Origin of the sequence: Enterobacter sp. A8, assembly GCF_004296595.1 — a bacterium.
In the GTDB taxonomy this organism is placed as follows: Bacteria; Pseudomonadota; Gammaproteobacteria; order Enterobacterales; family Enterobacteriaceae; genus Enterobacter; species Enterobacter cloacae.
In genome coordinates, this window is sequence record NZ_SCMF01000008.1 from 15,910 (window position 1) to 34,018 (window position 18,109).

Genomic DNA, 18,109 nt, shown 5'->3' on the forward strand with positions numbered 1-18,109 from the left:
GTATTTACACCATGCAGCATGATATTACCCACATCCTGACTGACCTGATTAGCGGTACGATGCCGCTACGTCAGGTTCATTTCGCCAACCCCGCCCTCTGCGCACCCGAACTCGCCCTGCAGGTTGATTTCCCCCGTCTGGAGATCGTGCTCGAAGGCTCGGTGAAAGACCAGGCGGCTTGCGTATTACAGCAGGGTGATGTTTTATACGTTCCGGCGGGAGGCTGGAACGATCCGCAATGGCAAACGCCCGCGACAACGCTGAGCATCCTGTTTGGTAAACAGCAGCTTGGATTTAGTCTTTTACACTGGAACGGCGTGGATGCTCGTAATCTTGCAAAACAGCACGTCGCCCGTCGGGGGCCACGCATCGGATCCTTCCTGTTACAGACGCTTCATGAAATGCAGATGCAGCCGCACGAGCAGCAAACAGCGCGATGATTGTTGCCAGCCTGCTTAGCCACTGCGTCGATTTGTTGGGTAGCCAGATCCAGACCGCCTCCCGAAGTCAGGCGCTGTTTGAAGCTATTCGCGTTTATATCGATGAACATTATGCGACCCCGCTTACCCGGGAATCCGTAGCGCAGGCGTTTTACATCTCTCCGAACTATTTATCGCATCTTTTTCAGAAAACCGGCGCGGTAGGTTTTAATGAGTACCTGACCCACACGCGGCTGGAGCACGCGCGTCAGTTGCTGAAAGGGTATGACTTAAAGGTAAAAGAAGTGGCGCATGCCTGCGGTTTTGTCGACAGTAACTATTTCTGCCGTTTATTCCGTAAAAACACGGAGCGCTCGCCGTCGGAATACCGTCGTCAGTATCACAGCCAGCTAATCGGAAAAGCGGCTAATCCAGAATGACCTGCGTATGCTGCGGTGCGGATACCATTTTTCGTACCGCTGCCATGACCTTTTGCGGGTCCCGCAGGAAAGCATTAATGCCGCATTTCACATAGCGGGCGGATTCGAAGCGTTCGTTGCCCGCCAGCTCAATATCCGTGATAAGTAATACGACATCGGCGCGGCAGATATCGTCCTCCGTCAGCTCACTTTCAATGCCTAACGCCCCTTGCGTCTCAATGCGCACTGACCATTTCTCCTGCTGGCAAATCCGCTCCAGCCGTTCTGCGGCCATGTACGTATGCGCCACGCCGCTCACGCACGCGGTTACCGCCACCAGATGACGCCCTGCTATTACTGTCATTTTTAACCTCCAATGGTGACATGAAACCCTTTATCTTCGGCCATACGGCGCATTGCCGCGACCTTGTCAGCTGTCGGAGGACTCACCTCCCGCATCGACCATTGTTGCCCAAGCAGACGGTATTTTGGTTCACCATAAGAGTGAAACGGTAATAAATGCAGCTGCCGTACCCCTGAAGGTAATAAAAATGCCAGCACGCTCGCCATGTTGGCGTCAGTTAGCGTATAGCCCGGAATAAGCGGCACACGGGGGATGACGTTTATGCCTTCGGCCACCAGCTGCGTAAGGTTTTCCAGCACTCTGGGAAGATTTACTGCCGTCACCGAACGTGCCTGCTCAGGATCCATAATCTTCAGGTCAAACAGTACTTCATCACACTGGCGTGCCAGCGGCAGCAATCGGGACAGGGGCGCATCTCCCGCCGTCTCAATAGCGGTATGAATACCGTAGCGGCGCAAACGCTTAAGCAGCTGCGTCGCAAAGGGTGCCTGCATTAATACTTCCCCGCCTGACAGCGTCACCCCGCCTCCCGATGAGCGAAAGAAGACGTCATCCTTCATCACTTCGCGTTCCAGCTCGTCCAGCGTCACGTCGCGTCCGATGCGTTCAAACGCGCCGGACGGGCACTCGTCCGCATCACGCAGGCAGGGAGCGCAGTGCAAACATTTGCTCTCCCGGCGAACCGTCTCTATTTTCGGCGAGATCGACTCAGGATTGGCGCACCACGGGCAACGGTGAGGACAGCCTTTGAAGAAGACTACCGTGCGAATACCTGCTCCGTCGTTCAACGAATAACGCTGAATATTGAAAATACGCGCGACGTCGGCGCGTGTTTCAACGACGTCACAGCTGATGCGCGGTCCGACGGATAATGTCATCCTGGATCTCCTTCGACAGCTCAACAAAGAAGGCGCTGTAGCCGGCAACGCGTACCACCAGCCCGGCAAAATCCTGAGGACGCCGCTGCGCCTCACGCAGGGTTTCCGCGTTGACCACGTTGAACTGGATATGCTGTAACTTAAGCTGCGTAAACGCACGGAGGAAGTCCGCCAGCTTCTGCAACCCGGCATCGCCTTCCAGCGTGGCGGGGGTGAATTTAACGTTTAGCAGCGTACCGTTAGATAACAGATAGTTATCCAGCTTACTTACCGACTTCAGCACAGCTGTCGGCCCCTGCATATCCTGGCCGAGCATCGGAGAAAGCCCTCCATCCGCCAGCTGTTCGCCCGCCAGGCGGCCATCCGGCGTAGCCCCCACGACCGCGCCAAGCGGCACATGGGCGGAGACGGTGTACGAGCCAGGCGTGAAGATTCCACCACGCGGGTTGCGGTATTTTTCGACCTCTTTACAGTAATGGCGCAGCAGTTCCGCACTGATATTATCGACATCGTCGATATCATTACCGTATTTCTCAAAGCGATTGATCAGCCGCGCGCGTACCTTTTCGCCCTCCGGGGTGGCAAAATTCGCTTTTAACACCGCCAGCAGCTCGTCAAAACTTAAGCGTTGCTGTTCAAATACCAGCCCTTTCAGGGCGTGAAGCGAGTCGCTCAAATTAGCAATACCAATCCCCTGCACACCGGAGAAGTTATAGCGCGCGCCACCGTCAGTAATGTCTTTCCCCGTTTCCAGACAGTCGCTGATAAAGGAGGAGAGCAACGGCACGGGTGCCCAGTCGCGATGGCCGATATCGCAAATGTTGCTTCCTTCCACCATCAGTGCAATGTAGTGATTAATCCTGGCGCGTATATGTTCAATTAACCCCTCGTACGTCAGCCCGCTATTACCTTCGTTCTCCTTCATGGCGATTTCCATTACCTTCAGCAGGTTAAACATGGCGATATCATGCAGGCCGTAAGTTTTCCCTGGAATCGACAGTTCAACGCAGCCGACAACCGCATAGTCACGCGCATCTTCCAGCGACACGCCGCGATTCAAAAAGGCAGGTACTATCACTTCATCGTTAAAAATCTGTGGAATGCCGGTGCCCAGCCGAATAGTCTCCGCTGTTTTCAGCAGGAAAGGCCGGTCGATCAGTTCGTTTACCCGTACGCCGAGGTTAGGCTGGGGAAGCTGAACGCTCTGGTAGGCATCCAGACACAGGAACGAAAGCACGTTCACCGCGCTACGCCCGTTTTCCGTCAGGCCACCCAGCAGCGCGGTATACCCGGTCGGGAACCCTGCAAAATAACGGGCGCTGCTGGTCGAGCGCAAGAGCACCACATCGTTACACTTCACCCATAGCGACTCCAGCAACTCTTTCAGAAACGCTGGATCGTCTCCCTGCGTTAACGAGGCCTGATAAAACGGCAGCATATACTGGTCAAAACGCCCGATGGAGAGCGAACTGGCGTTAGATTCGTACTGCAAAATGACGTTCATGTACCAGAACAGCTGACACGCCTGCCAGAAGGTTTGCGGCTTATGCTGTGCGTTGTGTCGCGAGATGTCGGCCATTGCCAGCAATTCTTCGCGGCGAGTAGCATCGCTGCTCTGAGCCAGTTCTTCAGCGAGCGCCGCATAACGCAGAATATGGCGCTGGGACGCTTCGAGCAGAATGAGCGCCGCTGCATAGAACGTGTTTTGCGTATCACGAGCGCAGCGTTCACGCATTTCCGCCACCAGCGCGCCTAGCCCGTTATTAAGCAGGCGAGGATAATCAATAATGATATGCCCCTGCCCTTTATCCGTCTGGTTGACGCTAAAAATCTGCGTCCCTACGGCGGCCTTCACCTCCTCCGTCATCTGGCTGTTGATGAAATCCTTCATCGACCGATTTTCCCAATAGGGATACAGCACCTCACGGTAGGTCTGCTTATCCTCATCGCTGATTTCAAAGCGATCCTGTGGACGGGTGGCGAACTGGTCCAGTTCCTTAAGCAACCAGTAGGGATCCATCTCCGGTGACATAATGCCTGCACGCGGCTTAACGGTGCGGTTTCCGGCAATCAGTTCTTCATCACGAATCGCGATTTCCACATGGTCGAGAATGTGCGCCGTTGCTTTCGCGCGACGGAGAATAACCGGCTCGCCTTCCGTCTGTTGATGGCTGGCTGTATAGAGCAGCGCACGTTCAAGCGAGATCTCGCGAGGGTTGGCAAAGAGCGCATTTTTCAAACGCGGTATACGATTCGTCATGAGGGAACTCCTGTAACGGAAAAAACCAGCCCGCCCCGAAGGGCGGGAGAGCATCAGGCGGTTTGCGCCAGGTGGGCATCGATTTTGTTCATGATGGCGTCGGCACGTTTTACCGCGTCGCTGATATTGACGCGCACGATGGTTTTCCCGGCAAAACGCTCTTCGAATTTAATGCCGATATCTTTAGTCAGGATCACCATATCTGCTGCGGCGATATCCTCTGCCGTCAGTTCGTTCTCAAGACCAATCGACCCCTGCGTTTCTACCTTCACTTCCCAGCCTTTCGCTTTTGCGGCGCTTTCCAGCGCTTCGGCAGCCATATAGGTATGGGCAACGCCAGACGGACATGCGGTTACTGCGATAATTCGGGCCATGTTCTCTTCCTCACTCAGTTAATTTCGAAATCCAGATCCAGGTCATCCTCTTTTTCCTCGACCTGCTTTGTGTTCTTTCGGACAATACGCTTTAGCACGTTGACGCTGACCGCCGTCACCACTGCACCCACGGCAACCGCCGCGATATAGCCGAGCTTGCCGTCCACCACGGGAAGCACAATTAACCCGCCCCATCCGGCATAGCATTGCGCGCCCATAACCGCAGCCGTGACCGCGCCGCAGGCGGAGCCCAACATAATGGAAGGAATCACGCGTAGCGGGTCCGCTGCGGCAAACGGAATCGCTCCCTCGGTGACACCCACGCAGCCCATCACCAGCGCCGCTTTACCTGCTTCACGTTCTTCACCGGTAAAATTCTTACGGCCGATAAGCGTTGCCAGGCCTAACCCCAGCGGCGGTATACAAATAGCCACGGCGGCAATTGCAACGACGGTATAGACGCCTTGCGCAACGCAAATCAGCATGAAGGCATACGCCACTTTGTTGACCGGGCCGCCCATGTCGAACGCCAGCATGAGACCGATAATAATGGCGAGTACCACAATGCTGCCCTGCTGCATGCCTTGCAGCCACTGGGTGAGACCGGTAGTAAGCGCGCCTACAGGCTCGCCCAGTCCCCACATCATAATGCCTGCGGTAATAAACGTGCCGATAATCGGGATGATGAAGATAGGCATAACGGAACGCAGCACTTTCGGCACGGGCAGCTTTTTCAGATACCAGACGACAATGCTACCGAAAATCCCGGCGATAATTGCGCCAAAGAACCCTGCACCGAAGCTGTTGCCCACCCAGGCGGCAATAGCACAGGGAGCAAGCGCGGCGCGTTCTGCAATGGAATAACCAATATAGGCGGCGAGGAATGGCACCATCAGCGTTAAACCCGCCACACCGATATCAAAGAGCTTTTTCAGATTGGGATCGGTTGCGGCATCGGGCACCGCACCTTTGCCGTATAGCATGACCGAAACCGCCAGCAGAATGCCGCCCGAGACCACAAACGGGATCATGTGCGACACCCCTGTCATCAGATGCTGTCGCGTGTTCTTGAGAATATGCACCAACGCTTTCATATGCCGCTCCAGGCCTTTATCCACAAAGATGTTGTGGCAAACAATAGGCAATCAGGAAGACGGCGGACAGGAGACAAAAAGGCCATTTACTGGATTTTTGTAATATCGGAATGAAAATGCGATCCGCCTCGACATTTCTCATCGACTTCGCATTACGCAAACGGTCACAACTTGTGAGTAAAATCTCAATTTTAAGGTGACATTACATTTGTCCAGTTTTTGGCAGTTTTGTCACATGGCGCGCCTCATCATCACGCTCGTATGCTGTTCCGCATAATTGACGATTAGTTTCAGGAGTGTGTATGGCTCTGGTAGTGGAATTTACCTGTGAATTGCCCAACGGCGTTCACGCGCGTCCTGCAAGTCATGTAGAAACGCTGTGCAACACGTTTATCTCGCAAATTGAATGGCATAACCTGCGTACGGATCGTAAAGGCGACGCCAAAAGCGCGCTGGCGCTGATTGGTACCGATACGCTGGCAGGCGATGCCTGCCGCCTGGTGATAAACGGTGAAGACGAGCAGCATGCCCGGCAGCGGCTGGAGCTGTGGCTCAGAGAGGAGTTTCCGCATTGCGACGCGCCGCTTGAAGGGGTAATCAGCACGGAGCTGGATCCCTTGCCTGAATCCCTGACACGCCTGAACCCGACGCTGTTTCGCGCTACTCCGGTATGCAGCGGGAGTGCACATGGCGTCCTGACGTTATTGTCCTCGCTCGATCTCAACGCCCTGACCGATTTGCCCGACGCGCAAAGCGTGGAAACTGAGCAGTCGGCGCTGGATAACGGCCTGACGCAGCTGATCAAACACATTGAGCTGCGCGCCCTGGACAGCGACAGTACTGCCAGCGCTATTCTTGAAGCCCACCGCTCGCTGGCTACAGATACCTCGCTGCGTCAGCACCTCCTGTCAGGGGTCAGCCAGGGTCTAAGCTGCGCCCAGGCCATCATCGCCACGGCGAACCATTTCTGCGACACCTTCTCCCGTTCCAGCAGCACCTATTTGCAGGAGCGGGTGCTCGACGTGCGCGACATCTGCTACCAGCTTTTACAACATATCTATGGTGAAGCGCGTTTCCCGGCTCACGGCCAGCTGACGCAGCCGAGCATCTGCCTTGCTGACGATCTGACTCCCGGTCAGTTTCTTGAACTCGATAAAACGCAGCTAAAAGGACTGCTGCTGAAAAGTGGCGGCACCACCTCGCATACCGTGATCCTCGCGCGTTCCTTCAATATTCCGACGCTGGTTGGCGTCAACAGTGAAAGCCTGCTGCAATGGCGCAATCAGCCTGTATTTGTGGACGGCAATGCCGGTGCGGTGGTCGTCAATGGCAGTGACGCCGTAGCGCGTTACTATCAGCAGGAAGCGCGCGTCCAGCAGGCGATACGCGAGCAACAGCGCGTCTGGCTTGACCGTGAAGCCAGAACCGCCGACGGCCTGCGGGTAGAAATTGCCGCCAATATTGCCCACGCGGTGGAGGCCCAGGCAGCATTTGGAAATGGTGCCGAAGGCGTGGGCCTGTTCCGCACCGAAATGCTCTATATGGATCGTGCCAGCGCACCCGGCGAAAACGAGTTATACAACATTTTCTGTCAGGCTCTGGAAAGTGCAAATAGCCGTAGCATTATTGTGCGCACTATGGATATCGGCGGCGACAAGCCGGTGGAGTACCTGAATATTCCAGCTGAGAACAATCCCTTCCTCGGCTACCGTGCCGTACGCATATATGAAGAGTATTCTTCGCTGTTCACGACCCAGCTTCGGGCGATCCTTCGCGCCTCTGCCCACGGAAACCTTAAAATCATGATCCCGATGATCTCCTCCATGGAGGAGATCCTGTGGGTAAAAGAGAAGCTCGCCGACGCGAAGCAACAGCTCCGGGCTGAACATATTCCGTTTGATGAGAAAATCCCACTCGGCATTATGCTGGAAGTCCCCTCGGTGATGTTCATCATCGATCAGTGCTGCGAAGAGATTGATTTCTTTAGCATCGGCAGCAATGACCTGACACAGTATCTGCTTGCCGTCGACCGCGACAACGCCAAAGTAACGCGCCATTACAACAGCCTGAACCCCGCCTTTCTGCGGGCGCTGGACTACGCGGTGCAGGCCGTTCACCGTCAGGGTAAGTGGATTGGCCTCTGCGGTGAGTTAGGCGCGAAAGGGTCGGTGCTGCCGCTGCTGGTGGGTCTGGGGCTGGACGAACTGAGCATGGGCTCCCCTGCCATTCCTGCCACCAAAGCACGCCTGGCGCAGCTTGATAGCCGCGCCTGTCGCCAGCTGTTGAACCAGGCCATGGCGTGTCGCACCTCGCTTGAAGTAGAACATCTGCTCGCCCAGTTCCGTATGAATCAGCAGGATACGCCACTGGTGACGCCACGCTGTATTTCTCTGGATAACGACTGGAACAGTAAAGAAGAGGTCATGAAAGGCATGACCGATAACCTTTTGCTCGCCGGGCGATGCCGCTATCCGCGCAAGCTGGAAGCCGATTTATGGGCACGCGAAGCCGTATTTTCCACCGGGTTGGGTTTTGGATTCGCCATTCCACACAGCAAATCAGAACACATTGAGCAATCCACTATCAGCGTCGCACGCCTGAAAGCGCCTGTTATGTGGGGTGACGAGGAGGCGCAATTCATCATCATGCTGACGCTGAATAAACACGCTGCTGGCGACCAGCATATGCGTATTTTCTCCCGCCTGGCCCGTCGCATCATGCATAACGATTTTCGCAGTGCTCTGGTTAATGCCAGTTCCCAGGAGGCTATCGCTTCCCTGCTGCAACACGAATTAGAACTCTAAAACGAGGAAAAATAATGGAACTGTATCTCGATACCGCCAACGTGGCAGAAGTAGAACGCCTTGCGCGCGTTTTCCCCCTTGCAGGCGTCACCACCAATCCGAGCATCATTGCCGCCAGCCGTGAGTCAATCTGGGAGGTGCTGCCGCGCCTGCAAAACGCCATTGGTCCGAAAGGCAGGCTATTCGCCCAGACAATGAGCCGCGACGCAGAAGGCATGGTGGCCAAAGCCAAACGCCTGAGCAATGCTATCCCGGATATCGTGGTGAAAATCCCGGTCACCGCCCAGGGGCTTATCGCCATTAAGGCGCTAAAAACAGCGGGCATCACTACGCTGGGTACCGCCGTGTACAGCGCCGCGCAAGGCCTGCTGGCCGCGCTGGCCGGGGCAAAATATGTCGCGCCATACGTAAACCGCGTGGATGCCCAGGGCGGGGACGGCATTCGCATGGTTCAGGAGCTGCAATCCCTGCTGGAACAGCATGCACCGGAGAGCAAGGTGCTGGCAGCCAGCTTCAAAACGCCACGCCAGGCGCTGGACTGCCTGCTCGCCGGATGTGAAGCAATCACGCTTCCCTTAGATGTAGCGCAACAAATGCTCGGCACGCCGGCGGTAGAGTCAGCAATAGAGAAGTTCGAGCAGGACTGGAAAAACGCGTTTGGTAACCTCAACCTCTAAGGGAGATATGTTATGGACCGTATCATTCAATCGCCGGGGAAATATATCCAGGGCGCTGATGTTCTCACCCGTCTCGGCGACTATCTGAAACCTCTGGCTACACGCTGGCTGGTTGTTGGCGATAAATTTGTGCTGGGTTTTGCCGAAGAGACCCTGCGCCAGAGTTTTAAAAATGCAGAGCTACATGCCGAAATCGCGCCGTTTGGCGGCGAATGTTCGCAGAATGAGATCGATCGTCTGAAAAAACTGGCCGACAGTGCGGACTGCATGGCGGTGCTGGGTATTGGCGGCGGTAAAACGCTGGATACCGCCAAAGCGCTGGCACATTTTATGGACGTGCCGGTCGCTATCGCCCCGACTATCGCCTCCACCGATGCCCCGTGCAGCGCCCTTTCTGTGATTTATACCGACAGCGGCGAATTCGAACGCTATCTGATGCTGACGCATAACCCCAATATGGTGATTGTCGACACCAAAGTGGTGGCTGGTGCGCCGCCGCGTCTGCTGGCCGCCGGAATTGGCGATGCCCTTGCCACCTGGTTTGAAGCACGCGCCTGCTCGCGCAGCGGCGCCACGACCATGGCGGGCGGCAAGTGCACGCAAGCCGCGTTAGCGCTTGCCGAGCTGTGCTACAACACGCTGATTGAAGAGGGAGAAAAAGCGATGCTGGCCGCCGAGCAGCACGTAGTAACCCCGGCGCTGGAACGCATTATCGAAGCCAATACCTATCTGAGCGGCGTAGGGTTTGAAAGCGGCGGGCTGGCGGCAGCGCATGCCATTCACAACGGGATGACGGCAGTGCCGGATGCGCATCACTTCTACCACGGTGAAAAAGTGGCGTTTGGTACGCTGACGCAACTGGTGCTGGAAAACGCGCCGGTTGAGGAGATCGAAACCGTCGCGGCGCTTTGCCACAGCGTTGGATTGCCGATCACGCTGGCGCAGCTGAATATCAAAGAAGACATTCCGGCCAAAATGCGCCTGATTGCCGAAGCGTCTTGCGCTGAGGGAGAGACCATTCACAACATGCCGGGTGGCGTGTCGCCGGATCAGGTTTACGCGGCACTGCTGGTTGCCGACCAGTATGGACAGCGTTTCCTGCAGGAGTGGGAGTAACAAAAACGCCGGGTGCGCTACGCGTACCCGGCTCAATGTTTATTTCACGTCAAAACGGTCCAGATCCATCACCTTCGCCCACGCTGCAACGAAGTCGCGAACGAACTTCTCGTGAGCATCACTGCTGGCGTACACCTCTGCCAGCGCGCGAAGGACAGCGTTAGAGCCGAAGACCAGGTCAGCGCGAGTGGCGGTGTATTTCACTTCACCGCTGGTGCGATCGCTTCCGGCAAACAGCTCGTTCGATTCATCGGTCGCCTTCCACTGGGTGTTCATATCCAGCAGGTTCACGAAGAAGTCATTGCTCAGCACGCCTTCGCGGTTGGTGAACACACCATTTTTACTGCCGTCAAAGTTTGCACCCAGTACGCGCAGGCCGCCGATCAGCACCGTCATTTCTGGTGCGGTTAACGTCAACTGCTGGGCTTTATCAATCAGCAGCGATTCGGTGGTGGAAACATCAACCTGCGCACGATAGTTACGGAAACCGTCAGCAATCGGTTCAAGCAGGTTAAACATATCGATATCCGTCTGATCCTGACGTGCATCCACACGGCCCGGCGTGAACGGTACGGTGACGTAAACGCCAGCCGCTTTCGCCGCCTGCTCAACGCCTACCACACCCGCGAGCACGATAATATCGGCCAGTGAGGCTTTATTGGTGGTGCGCTGAATAGCTTCCAGAGCAGGCAATGCACGTACGGCTGCGGCGTTAACATCCCAGTTGCGCTGAGGCGCAAGCGCCAGACGCGCACCGTTGGCACCGCCACGCTTGTCGCCGCCGCGGAAGGTAGAGGCTGACGCCCATGCCACGGAAATCAGTTCGCTCACGGAGAGCCCGGATGCTGCAATTTCCGCCTTCAGGCTCTCAATGTCCTCTTTGGTCGGATTGAATACTACCTCCGGCAGCGGATCCTGCCAGATCAGATCTTCTTTCGGCACTTCCGGGCCAAGATAACGCGATTTTGGCCCCATATCGCGGTGGGTCAGTTTGAACCACGCGCGGGCGAAGGCTTCGTTGAAAGCCTGCGGATCGTTCAGGAAGCGACGGGAAATTTTTTCGAATTCCGGGTCAAAACGCAGCGTCAGGTCGGTAACCAGCATGGTGGGTTTGCGTTTTTTCGACGGGTCGAACGGGTCTGGCATGATCTCAGGCGCGTCCACGGCTTCAAACTGAATCGCACCGGCCGGGCTGCGGGTTTGCACCCATTCGTATTTGAACAGGTTCTCGAAGAAGTAGTTGCTCCACTGGGTCGGGGTTTGTGACCAGATGACTTCCAGACCGGAAGTAATGGCGTCAGCGCCAATACCGGTACCGTGCGTGCTGGCCCAGCCCAGGCCCTGCGCTTCAATCGGAGACGCTTCCGGGTCTGTGCCAACGTGCGTTGCTTCACCCGCACCATGAGTTTTACCGAGCGTATGCCCCCCGGCAATCAGCGCCACGGTCTCTTCGTCGTTCATTCCCATGTTACCGAAGGTGGCGCGAATGGCTGCCGCCGCGGACAGCGGTTCACCGCTGGCGTTTGGTCCTTCCGGGTTAACGTAGATCAGCCCCATTTCTGTGGCCGCCAGCGGGCGTTTCGCCAGCGCTTCCGGGTCACGATGGGTCAGCCAGGCTTTTTCATCCCCCCAGTTAACGTCGAGATCCGGTTCCCAGACATCTTCACGACCGGCACCAAAACCAAAGGTGCGGAAGCCGGAGTTTTCCAGCGCCACGTTACCCGCAAGAATAAACAGGTCTGCCCAGGAGATTTTTTGACCATATTTTTGCTTGATCGGCCACAGCAGACGGCGAGCTTTATCCAGACTGACGTTATCTGGCCAGGAGTTCAGCGGCGCAAAGCGCTGTTGACCGCGTCCGGCACCGCCGCGTCCGTCAACGGAGCGATAGGTTCCCGCACCGTGCCAGGCCATGCGAATAAACAGGCCCGCATAGCTGCCCCAGTCGGCAGGCCACCACGGTTGAGAGTCGGTTAAGAGTGCTTTGAGATCGCCCTTGAGGGCGGAGTAATCCAGCTTGCTAAATTCTTTGCGGTAGTCGAAGTCTTCACCCATAGGGTTCGAACGATTGGAATGTTGGTTAAGAAGATCGATGCGGAGTTGTTTTGGCCACCAGTCGCGGCTGCCTGTACCTGCCCCCGCGCTGTGATCGACGCCGCCCTGGTGGAACGGGCATTTGCCGACTGATGCCGCTTTATTGCTCTCGTCTGACGTGCTCATCGCTATGCTCCCTTTTACAGTGTTACCGTTACGATATACACCACTAGCAATAAGATATAGTTGAATTAATCCACAGATTCGATAGCTAATACCTTTTAACTTTTAGCCAGACTAAAAAGCCCTCCATTCAGGAGGGCTTGATGTTTATTACGCCGGGCGAACACCGAGCGTATGACAAATGGCGTAGCTCATTTCCGCGCGGTTCAGCGTGTAGAAGTGGAAATCTTTTACCCCTTCCCGACTTAAAATTTTCACCATGTCCATTGCGATATTGGCACCCACCAGCTTGCGCGTTTCCGGATCATCGTCCAGCCCTTCGTACATTTTGGACATCCACAGCGGAATGCGTACGTTGGTCATATCGGCAAATTTCTTCGCCTGTTTGAAGTTAGAGACCGGCAGAATACCCGGGATGATTTCCACGTCGATACCCGCAGAAACGCAGCGGTCACGGAAGCGCAGGTAGCTTTCCACATCAAAGAAGAACTGAGTAATGGCCCGGTTCGCACCGGCATCCACTTTACGCTTCAGGTTAAGGAGGTCAGCCTGAGCGCTTTTCGCTTCCGGATGCACTTCCGGGTACGCCGCCACGGAGATATCAAAATCAGCAACGTCTTTCAGCAGCGCGACCAGATCTGCCGCATACATTTCCGGCTTACCGCTACCCGGCGGCAGGTCGCCGCGCAGGGCGACGATATGACGAATCCCGTTATTCCAGTAATCCTGGGCGATAGCACGCAGCTCGTCACCGGTGGCGTCGATACAGGTCAGATGCGGCGCCGCTTCCAGACCGGTTCTGTCTTTAATGCCTTTAATAATGCTGTGCGTACGGTCACGCTCGCCGGAGTTCGCGCCGTAGGTCACGGAGACAAATTTCGGTTTCAGGCTGCTCAGGCGATCGATAGAGCTCCAGAGGGTTTGCTCCATTTCACTGGTGCGCGGCGGGAAAAATTCAAAAGAGACGTTAATCTGGCCGTTTACTTCGGCCAGGCTCTGATTCAGGGCTTCCCGCTGGTTGGCGTGAAAAAAGCTCATACCTTACCTCTATCTTTCGCGTGTCGTTGTTTGTTGTGTTGTGAACTTCTATACGTTTAGACGTCCAGATGTAAAAATGACGGAAAAGCGGGGTGACGTCAACAGAAATAATCAACAATAACGGTGAGGAATGCTCAGGGAAGATGAAGGAAATTCAAGATGGGGTGAGTGCGGTCTGATGCCCTCACCCTAACCCTCTCCCACCGGGAGAGGGAAATACAGGGGTTACAGTAGCTTAGCGAGACGATTGATGTCCGACTGGATCGCCCCGGCGGTGACATCGCGCCCTGCACCCGGGCCACGGATCACCAGTGGGTTATCGCGGTACCAGCGGCTTTCGATTGCAAAGACGTTATCGCAAGGCAGCAGCGCCGCCAGCGGATGTTCAGGACGCACCGCCTCAACCCCCACACGCGCTTTACCGTTGGCCTCGAAACGCGCCACATAGCGCAGCACCAGCCCCATCTCGTTTGCGGCTTCCAGACGTTGCAGCATCTGCTCGTTCAGTTCATCACCGTTTTCAAAGAAGTGGTCAATGGATCCTTCCTCGCAGCCTGCCGGCACCAGCGACTCGACGCGAACAGAGCCGGGTTCAATGTCATAACCGGCTTCACGCGCCAGGATCACCAGCTTACGCATCACATCTTTACCGGAAAGATCGACGCGGGGATCGGGTTCGGTTAGCCCCTGCTGCCACGCCTGATCCACCAGGTCAGTGAACGGTACGGTGCCATCAAACTGCAGGAACAGCCAGGAGAGCGTACCGGAGAAAATACCGCTCAGCGCCAGAATGCTGTCGCCGCTTTCAATCAGATCGCGCACGGTATGGTTAACCGGCAGACCCGCGCCTACGGTGGCGTTATAGAGCCAGTGACGACCGGTTTTTTCGAACGCGTCGTGGATCTGACGGTACTTATCGGTGCTGCTTGCCCCCGCCAGTTTGTTCGCACTGATGACGTGGAAACCGTGGCTGGCGAAATCAAGATACTGATCGGCAAGCTGTTCGCTGGCAGTAACGTCCAGCACCACCAGATCGTCATACGGGTGCGCGCGCATCCACAGGAACAGCGCCTCTTCGTCTTGTTCAACCGCTTCATCATTAAAGAAGGCAAGCGCGCGGCTGGCATCCAGCCCCTCGTAGTTCAACAGACTGCGGCGGCTGTCCACCACCCCGGCGAGGATAAATTCAAAGCCGGTACGTGCTGAGAGCGTGACCTGTTCGCGCGCGAACAGCTCCAGCCAGCGAGAACCGATGTTGCCTTTACCGAACAACACCAGGCCGATGCGTTTTTCCGCACGGAACAGAGAGGTATGCAGACCCTGAATCAGGCTCTCAGTTGGCCCTTTACGCAGGACGGCAACGAGGCTGATGCCCTCTTCCGACTGCCAGGTAAATTCAACCGGTTGCCCTTTCAGCTGTTGCCAGAAGCGGTGGCAGTGCAGTGGGTTACGGGTGACGCCCGCGCCCACCATCGCCACCAGCGCCAGCCCCTGACGCAGACGAAGCTCGCCCGGCAGGCCCGCTTCATCCAGAATTTTTAGCGCGCTGTCCGCCACTTCGGCGGTATAGCAGAACTGCAGCAGTTGACGGTCGTTATGTACGCCAACCGCCAGCGGACGCACCTGAGCACGTTTGAGGATCGTGTCGATATCTTTATGCGCCTGTTTGAAGTCCTGGCCCGCCGGGACCTGGAACTCAATCAGGCAGATATCGTCGTGGCTGGTGACAATACGCGCGCCCGTACCGGATGCCAGCACGCGTTCGATGCGCGTGGAGCCCTGATCCGGGGTGTAACTGCAGCGCAACTGCAAATCGATATCGCTGCCGGAAACCGGCTGCAGCGTACGCGCGTGCAGAACCGGCGCGGCCAGACGTGCCAGCTCGCTGGCTTCATCCAGGCGCAGCAGCGGCAGCAGGCAGGCGTCTTTCACCTTACGTGGATCAGCACTGTAAACACCGGCGACGTCACTCCAGATGGTGACGCGGGACACGCCCGCCAGGGCACCGATTTGCGTCGCCGAGTAGTCAGAGCCGTTACGCCCCAACAGCACGGTTTCCCCGGCATTGCTGCGGCTGATAAAGCCGGTCACCACAATGCGTTTACCCGGATGCTGTACCAGCAACTGTTGCAGCAGCGGGTAGGATAGACCTTCGTCCACCTGTGGCTGTGCGGCGCGTTCGGCACGCAGGAAATCACGCGCGTCGAGCCAGGCAGCCTCAACGCCCAGATGTTGCAGCACGGCGGCCATCAGGCGCGCAGACCACACTTCACCGTGACCCACCACTTCGGCGTACACCGCATCGGTAATACCGCTGTCCAGCAGGGCGGCCAGACGCTCAAGGTCATGCGTAAAAGCGCTAATCAACCCATCCGCCACGTCTGCAGGCAGCAAACCGGCAATCAGCTCACTCTGGTAACGGCGTAAGGACTGTTGCACCTGATGCGCAGAGAGGCGATCGGTCTGGCTCAATTTCAGCCAGCTAATCAGCTGGTTGGTGGTGCTGCCCGCCGCGGAGACAACCATCATGTCACCCGGCTGTGAATACTCTGTCATGATCCCTGCAACGCGCAGGTAACACTTCACATCAGCAAGACTACTACCACCAAACTTGTGCAGTTGACGACCCTTCGCCCCTGCCTGCGCTATCACACTCATGATTACCCCTTGGCTGCGACCCGGAAGCCATTTTCCAGATCGGCAATTAAATCTTCAGAATCTTCAATACCGGTTGAGATCCGCAGCAGCGTCTCAGAAATCCCGGCGGCGGCACGTGCCTCTGGTGCCATACCTGCGTGCGTCATGGTTGCGGCGTGGGAGATCAAACTTTCAACCCCACCTAACGATTCCGCCAGCGTAAACAATGACAGCCCGCTCAGGAAGCGACGCAGCGTTTGCTCGTCACCGTCCAGTTCAAAACTTAACATCGCGCCAAACCCTTTCTGCTGACGCGCGGCAATCTCGTGCCCCTGGTTTTCAGGCAGCGACGGGTGATAAAGCTTCTTCACCAGCGGCTGCGTTTTCAGGAAATCGACAATCGCCTGGGCATTGCGCTGTGCCACCTCCATACGCGGCGACAGCGTACGAATCCCGCGTAACAACAGATAACTGTCGAAGGCCCCGGCGGTGACGCCAATGTTATTGGCCCACCATGCCAGTTCGGTGACAACGTCGGGATCTTTTGCAATCACCACGCCTGCGACGACATCAGAATGACCGTTCAGATATTTAGTGCATGAATGCAAGACCAGATCTGCACCCAGCGCCAGTGGGTTCTGAAGGGCCGGACTAAGGAACGTATTATCCACTACACTTATCGCTCCCGCATCCCTTGTGAGCTGACAAATTTTCGCAATATCGACAACGCGCAACAATGGATTACTTGGACTTTCCACCAGCACCAGCTTCGGTTTCTCTGCCAGCGCCTGTTTCAGCGCCTGTTCGTCATTTTGATCGACAAACAGTACCCGGTAACAGCCGCGTTTTGCCAGGCTATCAAACAGACGATAGCTGCCGCCGTAACAGTCGTGCGGCGCAACCAGCAGATCGCCCGGCTTCAGGAACACGGTAGTCACCAGATGAATGGCAGACATGCCGGTATTGGTTAATACTGCCCCTGCGCCACCTTCCAGTTCCGCCAGCGCGCGCTGGGTAACATCACGCGTAGGGTTGCCACGACGCGAGTAGTCATGCGCACGGGGTTCATTAAATCCGGTGAAATTATAGGTACTGGAAAGATGAATCGGCGGGACAACACAGCCGTACTGCTCGTCATCATTCAATCCGCTACGCACTGCGATGGTGGCCTGTTTACGCGTCATGGTGAAGGCTTCCTGGCTAATTAGGTGAAAAGTCAGGCACCAGAGTAAACATTGAAAGTATGGACGTCAATACATCTGGACATCTAAACTTCTTTGCGTATAGATTGAGCAATGCGCAAATAGCCGTTAAAATTATATGCTTTAGTGCACGCTGCAGCGGCAATATCCGTGCCACGGTATCGTCTCTACGGTAAACTACGCAGGTTTACGGTTCAAAACCGACGGTTACAGGTTTTGCACCTTTAGATTAATGACTGAGAGGATTAAAGGTATCTCATGGCTGAATGGAGCGGCGAATATATCAGCCCATACGCTGAGCACGGTAAGAAGAGTGAGCAAGTAAAGAAAATTACGGTTTCCATTCCTCTGAAGGTGTTGAAGATCCTCACCGATGAACGTACGCGTCGTCAGGTGAACAACCTGCGCCACGCAACCAACAGCGAACTGCTGTGCGAAGCGTTTCTGCATGCGTTTACCGGCCAACCGTTGCCGAACGATGACGACCTGCGCAAAGAGCGTAGCGACGAAATCCCGGAAGAGGCGAAGGTGATCATGCGTGAACTGGGTATCGACCCGGAGACGTGGGAATACTGATAAGCGGATACAAAAAAGGCACCTTGCGGTGCCT

13 protein-coding genes and 1 pseudogene are annotated in these 18,109 nt (G+C 56.0%); 5 read left to right on the plus strand and 9 right to left on the minus strand.

All coding sequences use genetic code 11. From position 1 onward, the window contains the following. The first annotated feature begins 11 nt into the window (after positions 1-11). Positions 12-859 (plus strand): annotated as a pseudogene (locus EQV24_RS22165) (AraC family transcriptional regulator). Here the strand turns inward: EQV24_RS22165 and EQV24_RS22170 are convergent. Genes EQV24_RS22170 through EQV24_RS22190 form a run of 5 tightly spaced genes read right to left on the minus strand, consistent with a single transcriptional unit; the run spans position 846 to position 5,808 of the window. Beyond that, complete coding sequence (locus tag EQV24_RS22170; protein ID WP_130627064.1) at positions 846-1,202, minus strand: PTS fructose-like transporter subunit IIB; 357 nt, start codon at positions 1,200-1,202, stop codon at positions 846-848. The pseudogene EQV24_RS22165 and the gene EQV24_RS22170 sit on opposite strands and share 14 nt — an antisense overlap. Before the next feature lie 2 nt (positions 1,203-1,204). Next, complete coding sequence (locus EQV24_RS22175; RefSeq protein ID WP_130627065.1) at positions 1,205-2,080, minus strand: [formate-C-acetyltransferase]-activating enzyme; 876 nt, start codon at positions 2,078-2,080, stop codon at positions 1,205-1,207. Continuing rightward, positions 2,046-4,340: a formate C-acetyltransferase gene (locus EQV24_RS22180; protein ID WP_130627066.1), complete on the minus strand. Its 2,295-nt coding sequence runs from the start codon at positions 4,338-4,340 to the stop codon at positions 2,046-2,048. Before EQV24_RS22180 ends, EQV24_RS22175 begins: the two co-directional genes overlap by 35 nt. Before the next feature lie 53 nt (positions 4,341-4,393). Next, positions 4,394-4,714, minus strand: coding sequence for a PTS fructose-like transporter subunit IIB (locus tag EQV24_RS22185; protein WP_029882888.1), 321 nt, complete (start codon positions 4,712-4,714; stop codon positions 4,394-4,396). 14 nt (positions 4,715-4,728) lie between these two features. Then, on the minus strand, positions 4,729-5,808 hold the full coding sequence (locus EQV24_RS22190) for a PTS fructose transporter subunit EIIC (protein WP_130627067.1): 1,080 nt from the start codon (positions 5,806-5,808) through the stop codon (positions 4,729-4,731). 302 nt (positions 5,809-6,110) lie between these two features. On the opposite strand from EQV24_RS22190, the gene ptsP reads away from it, so the two are divergent. Genes ptsP through EQV24_RS22205 form a run of 3 tightly spaced genes read left to right on the plus strand, consistent with a single transcriptional unit; the run spans position 6,111 to position 10,405 of the window. After that, positions 6,111-8,612, plus strand: a complete 2,502-nt coding sequence (gene ptsP, locus EQV24_RS22195; RefSeq protein WP_130627068.1) for a phosphoenolpyruvate--protein phosphotransferase — start codon at positions 6,111-6,113, stop codon at positions 8,610-8,612. A gap of 14 nt (positions 8,613-8,626) precedes the next feature. Then, a complete protein-coding gene (gene fsa, locus EQV24_RS22200) occupies positions 8,627-9,289 on the plus strand; it encodes a fructose-6-phosphate aldolase (protein WP_130627069.1) in 663 nt (220 codons plus the stop codon). 12 nt (positions 9,290-9,301) lie between these two features. Continuing rightward, positions 9,302-10,405: a glycerol dehydrogenase gene (locus tag EQV24_RS22205; RefSeq protein ID WP_130627070.1), complete on the plus strand. Its 1,104-nt coding sequence runs from the start codon at positions 9,302-9,304 to the stop codon at positions 10,403-10,405. Between the two features lie 39 nt (positions 10,406-10,444). Here EQV24_RS22205 and katG read toward each other — a convergent pair whose 3' ends face one another. The 4 genes from katG to metB all read right to left on the minus strand — a co-directional run bounded on the left by katG (position 10,445) and on the right by metB (position 17,481). Beyond that, positions 10,445-12,625, minus strand: coding sequence for a catalase/peroxidase HPI (gene katG, locus EQV24_RS22210; protein ID WP_130627071.1), 2,181 nt, complete (start codon positions 12,623-12,625; stop codon positions 10,445-10,447). A gap of 147 nt (positions 12,626-12,772) precedes the next feature. Further along, positions 12,773-13,660, minus strand: a complete 888-nt coding sequence (metF, locus tag EQV24_RS22215; RefSeq protein WP_013099307.1) for a methylenetetrahydrofolate reductase — start codon at positions 13,658-13,660, stop codon at positions 12,773-12,775. A 225-nt stretch (positions 13,661-13,885) separates the two neighbouring features. Beyond that, positions 13,886-16,318: a bifunctional aspartate kinase/homoserine dehydrogenase II gene (locus tag EQV24_RS22220; protein WP_130627072.1), complete on the minus strand. Its 2,433-nt coding sequence runs from the start codon at positions 16,316-16,318 to the stop codon at positions 13,886-13,888. Between the two features lie 2 nt (positions 16,319-16,320). Further along, complete coding sequence (gene metB, locus EQV24_RS22225; protein ID WP_013099309.1) at positions 16,321-17,481, minus strand: cystathionine gamma-synthase; 1,161 nt, start codon at positions 17,479-17,481, stop codon at positions 16,321-16,323. A gap of 276 nt (positions 17,482-17,757) precedes the next feature. Here metB and metJ point away from each other — a divergent pair, with 276 nt between their 5' ends. Further along, complete coding sequence (gene metJ, locus EQV24_RS22230) at positions 17,758-18,075, plus strand: met regulon transcriptional regulator MetJ (protein WP_003862042.1); 318 nt, start codon at positions 17,758-17,760, stop codon at positions 18,073-18,075. Positions 18,076-18,109 lie beyond the last annotated feature (34 nt).

What these genes read in the sequence shown, in the direction of transcription:
- ptsP (WP_130627068.1), top strand. Translation starts at nt 6,111, where the DNA reads ATGGCTCTGGTAGTGGAATTTACCTGTGAATTGCCCAACGGCGTTCAC.
- katG (WP_130627071.1), bottom strand. Translation starts at nt 12,625, where the DNA reads ATGAGCACGTCAGACGAGAGCAATAAAGCGGCATCAGTCGGCAAATGC.
- metB (WP_013099309.1), bottom strand. Translation starts at nt 17,481, where the DNA reads ATGACGCGTAAACAGGCCACCATCGCAGTGCGTAGCGGATTGAATGAT.
- EQV24_RS22170 (WP_130627064.1), bottom strand. Translation starts at nt 1,202, where the DNA reads ATGACAGTAATAGCAGGGCGTCATCTGGTGGCGGTAACCGCGTGCGTG.
- EQV24_RS22220 (WP_130627072.1), bottom strand. Translation starts at nt 16,318, where the DNA reads ATGAGTGTGATAGCGCAGGCAGGGGCGAAGGGTCGTCAACTGCACAAG.
- EQV24_RS22190 (WP_130627067.1), bottom strand. Translation starts at nt 5,808, where the DNA reads ATGAAAGCGTTGGTGCATATTCTCAAGAACACGCGACAGCATCTGATG.
- EQV24_RS22205 (WP_130627070.1), top strand. Translation starts at nt 9,302, where the DNA reads ATGGACCGTATCATTCAATCGCCGGGGAAATATATCCAGGGCGCTGAT.
- EQV24_RS22180 (WP_130627066.1), bottom strand. Translation starts at nt 4,340, where the DNA reads ATGACGAATCGTATACCGCGTTTGAAAAATGCGCTCTTTGCCAACCCT.
- metF (WP_013099307.1), bottom strand. Translation starts at nt 13,660, where the DNA reads ATGAGCTTTTTTCACGCCAACCAGCGGGAAGCCCTGAATCAGAGCCTG.
- EQV24_RS22185 (WP_029882888.1), bottom strand. Translation starts at nt 4,714, where the DNA reads ATGGCCCGAATTATCGCAGTAACCGCATGTCCGTCTGGCGTTGCCCAT.
- EQV24_RS22175 (WP_130627065.1), bottom strand. Translation starts at nt 2,080, where the DNA reads ATGACATTATCCGTCGGACCGCGCATCAGCTGTGACGTCGTTGAAACA.
- fsa (WP_130627069.1), top strand. Translation starts at nt 8,627, where the DNA reads ATGGAACTGTATCTCGATACCGCCAACGTGGCAGAAGTAGAACGCCTT.
- metJ (WP_003862042.1), top strand. Translation starts at nt 17,758, where the DNA reads ATGGCTGAATGGAGCGGCGAATATATCAGCCCATACGCTGAGCACGGT.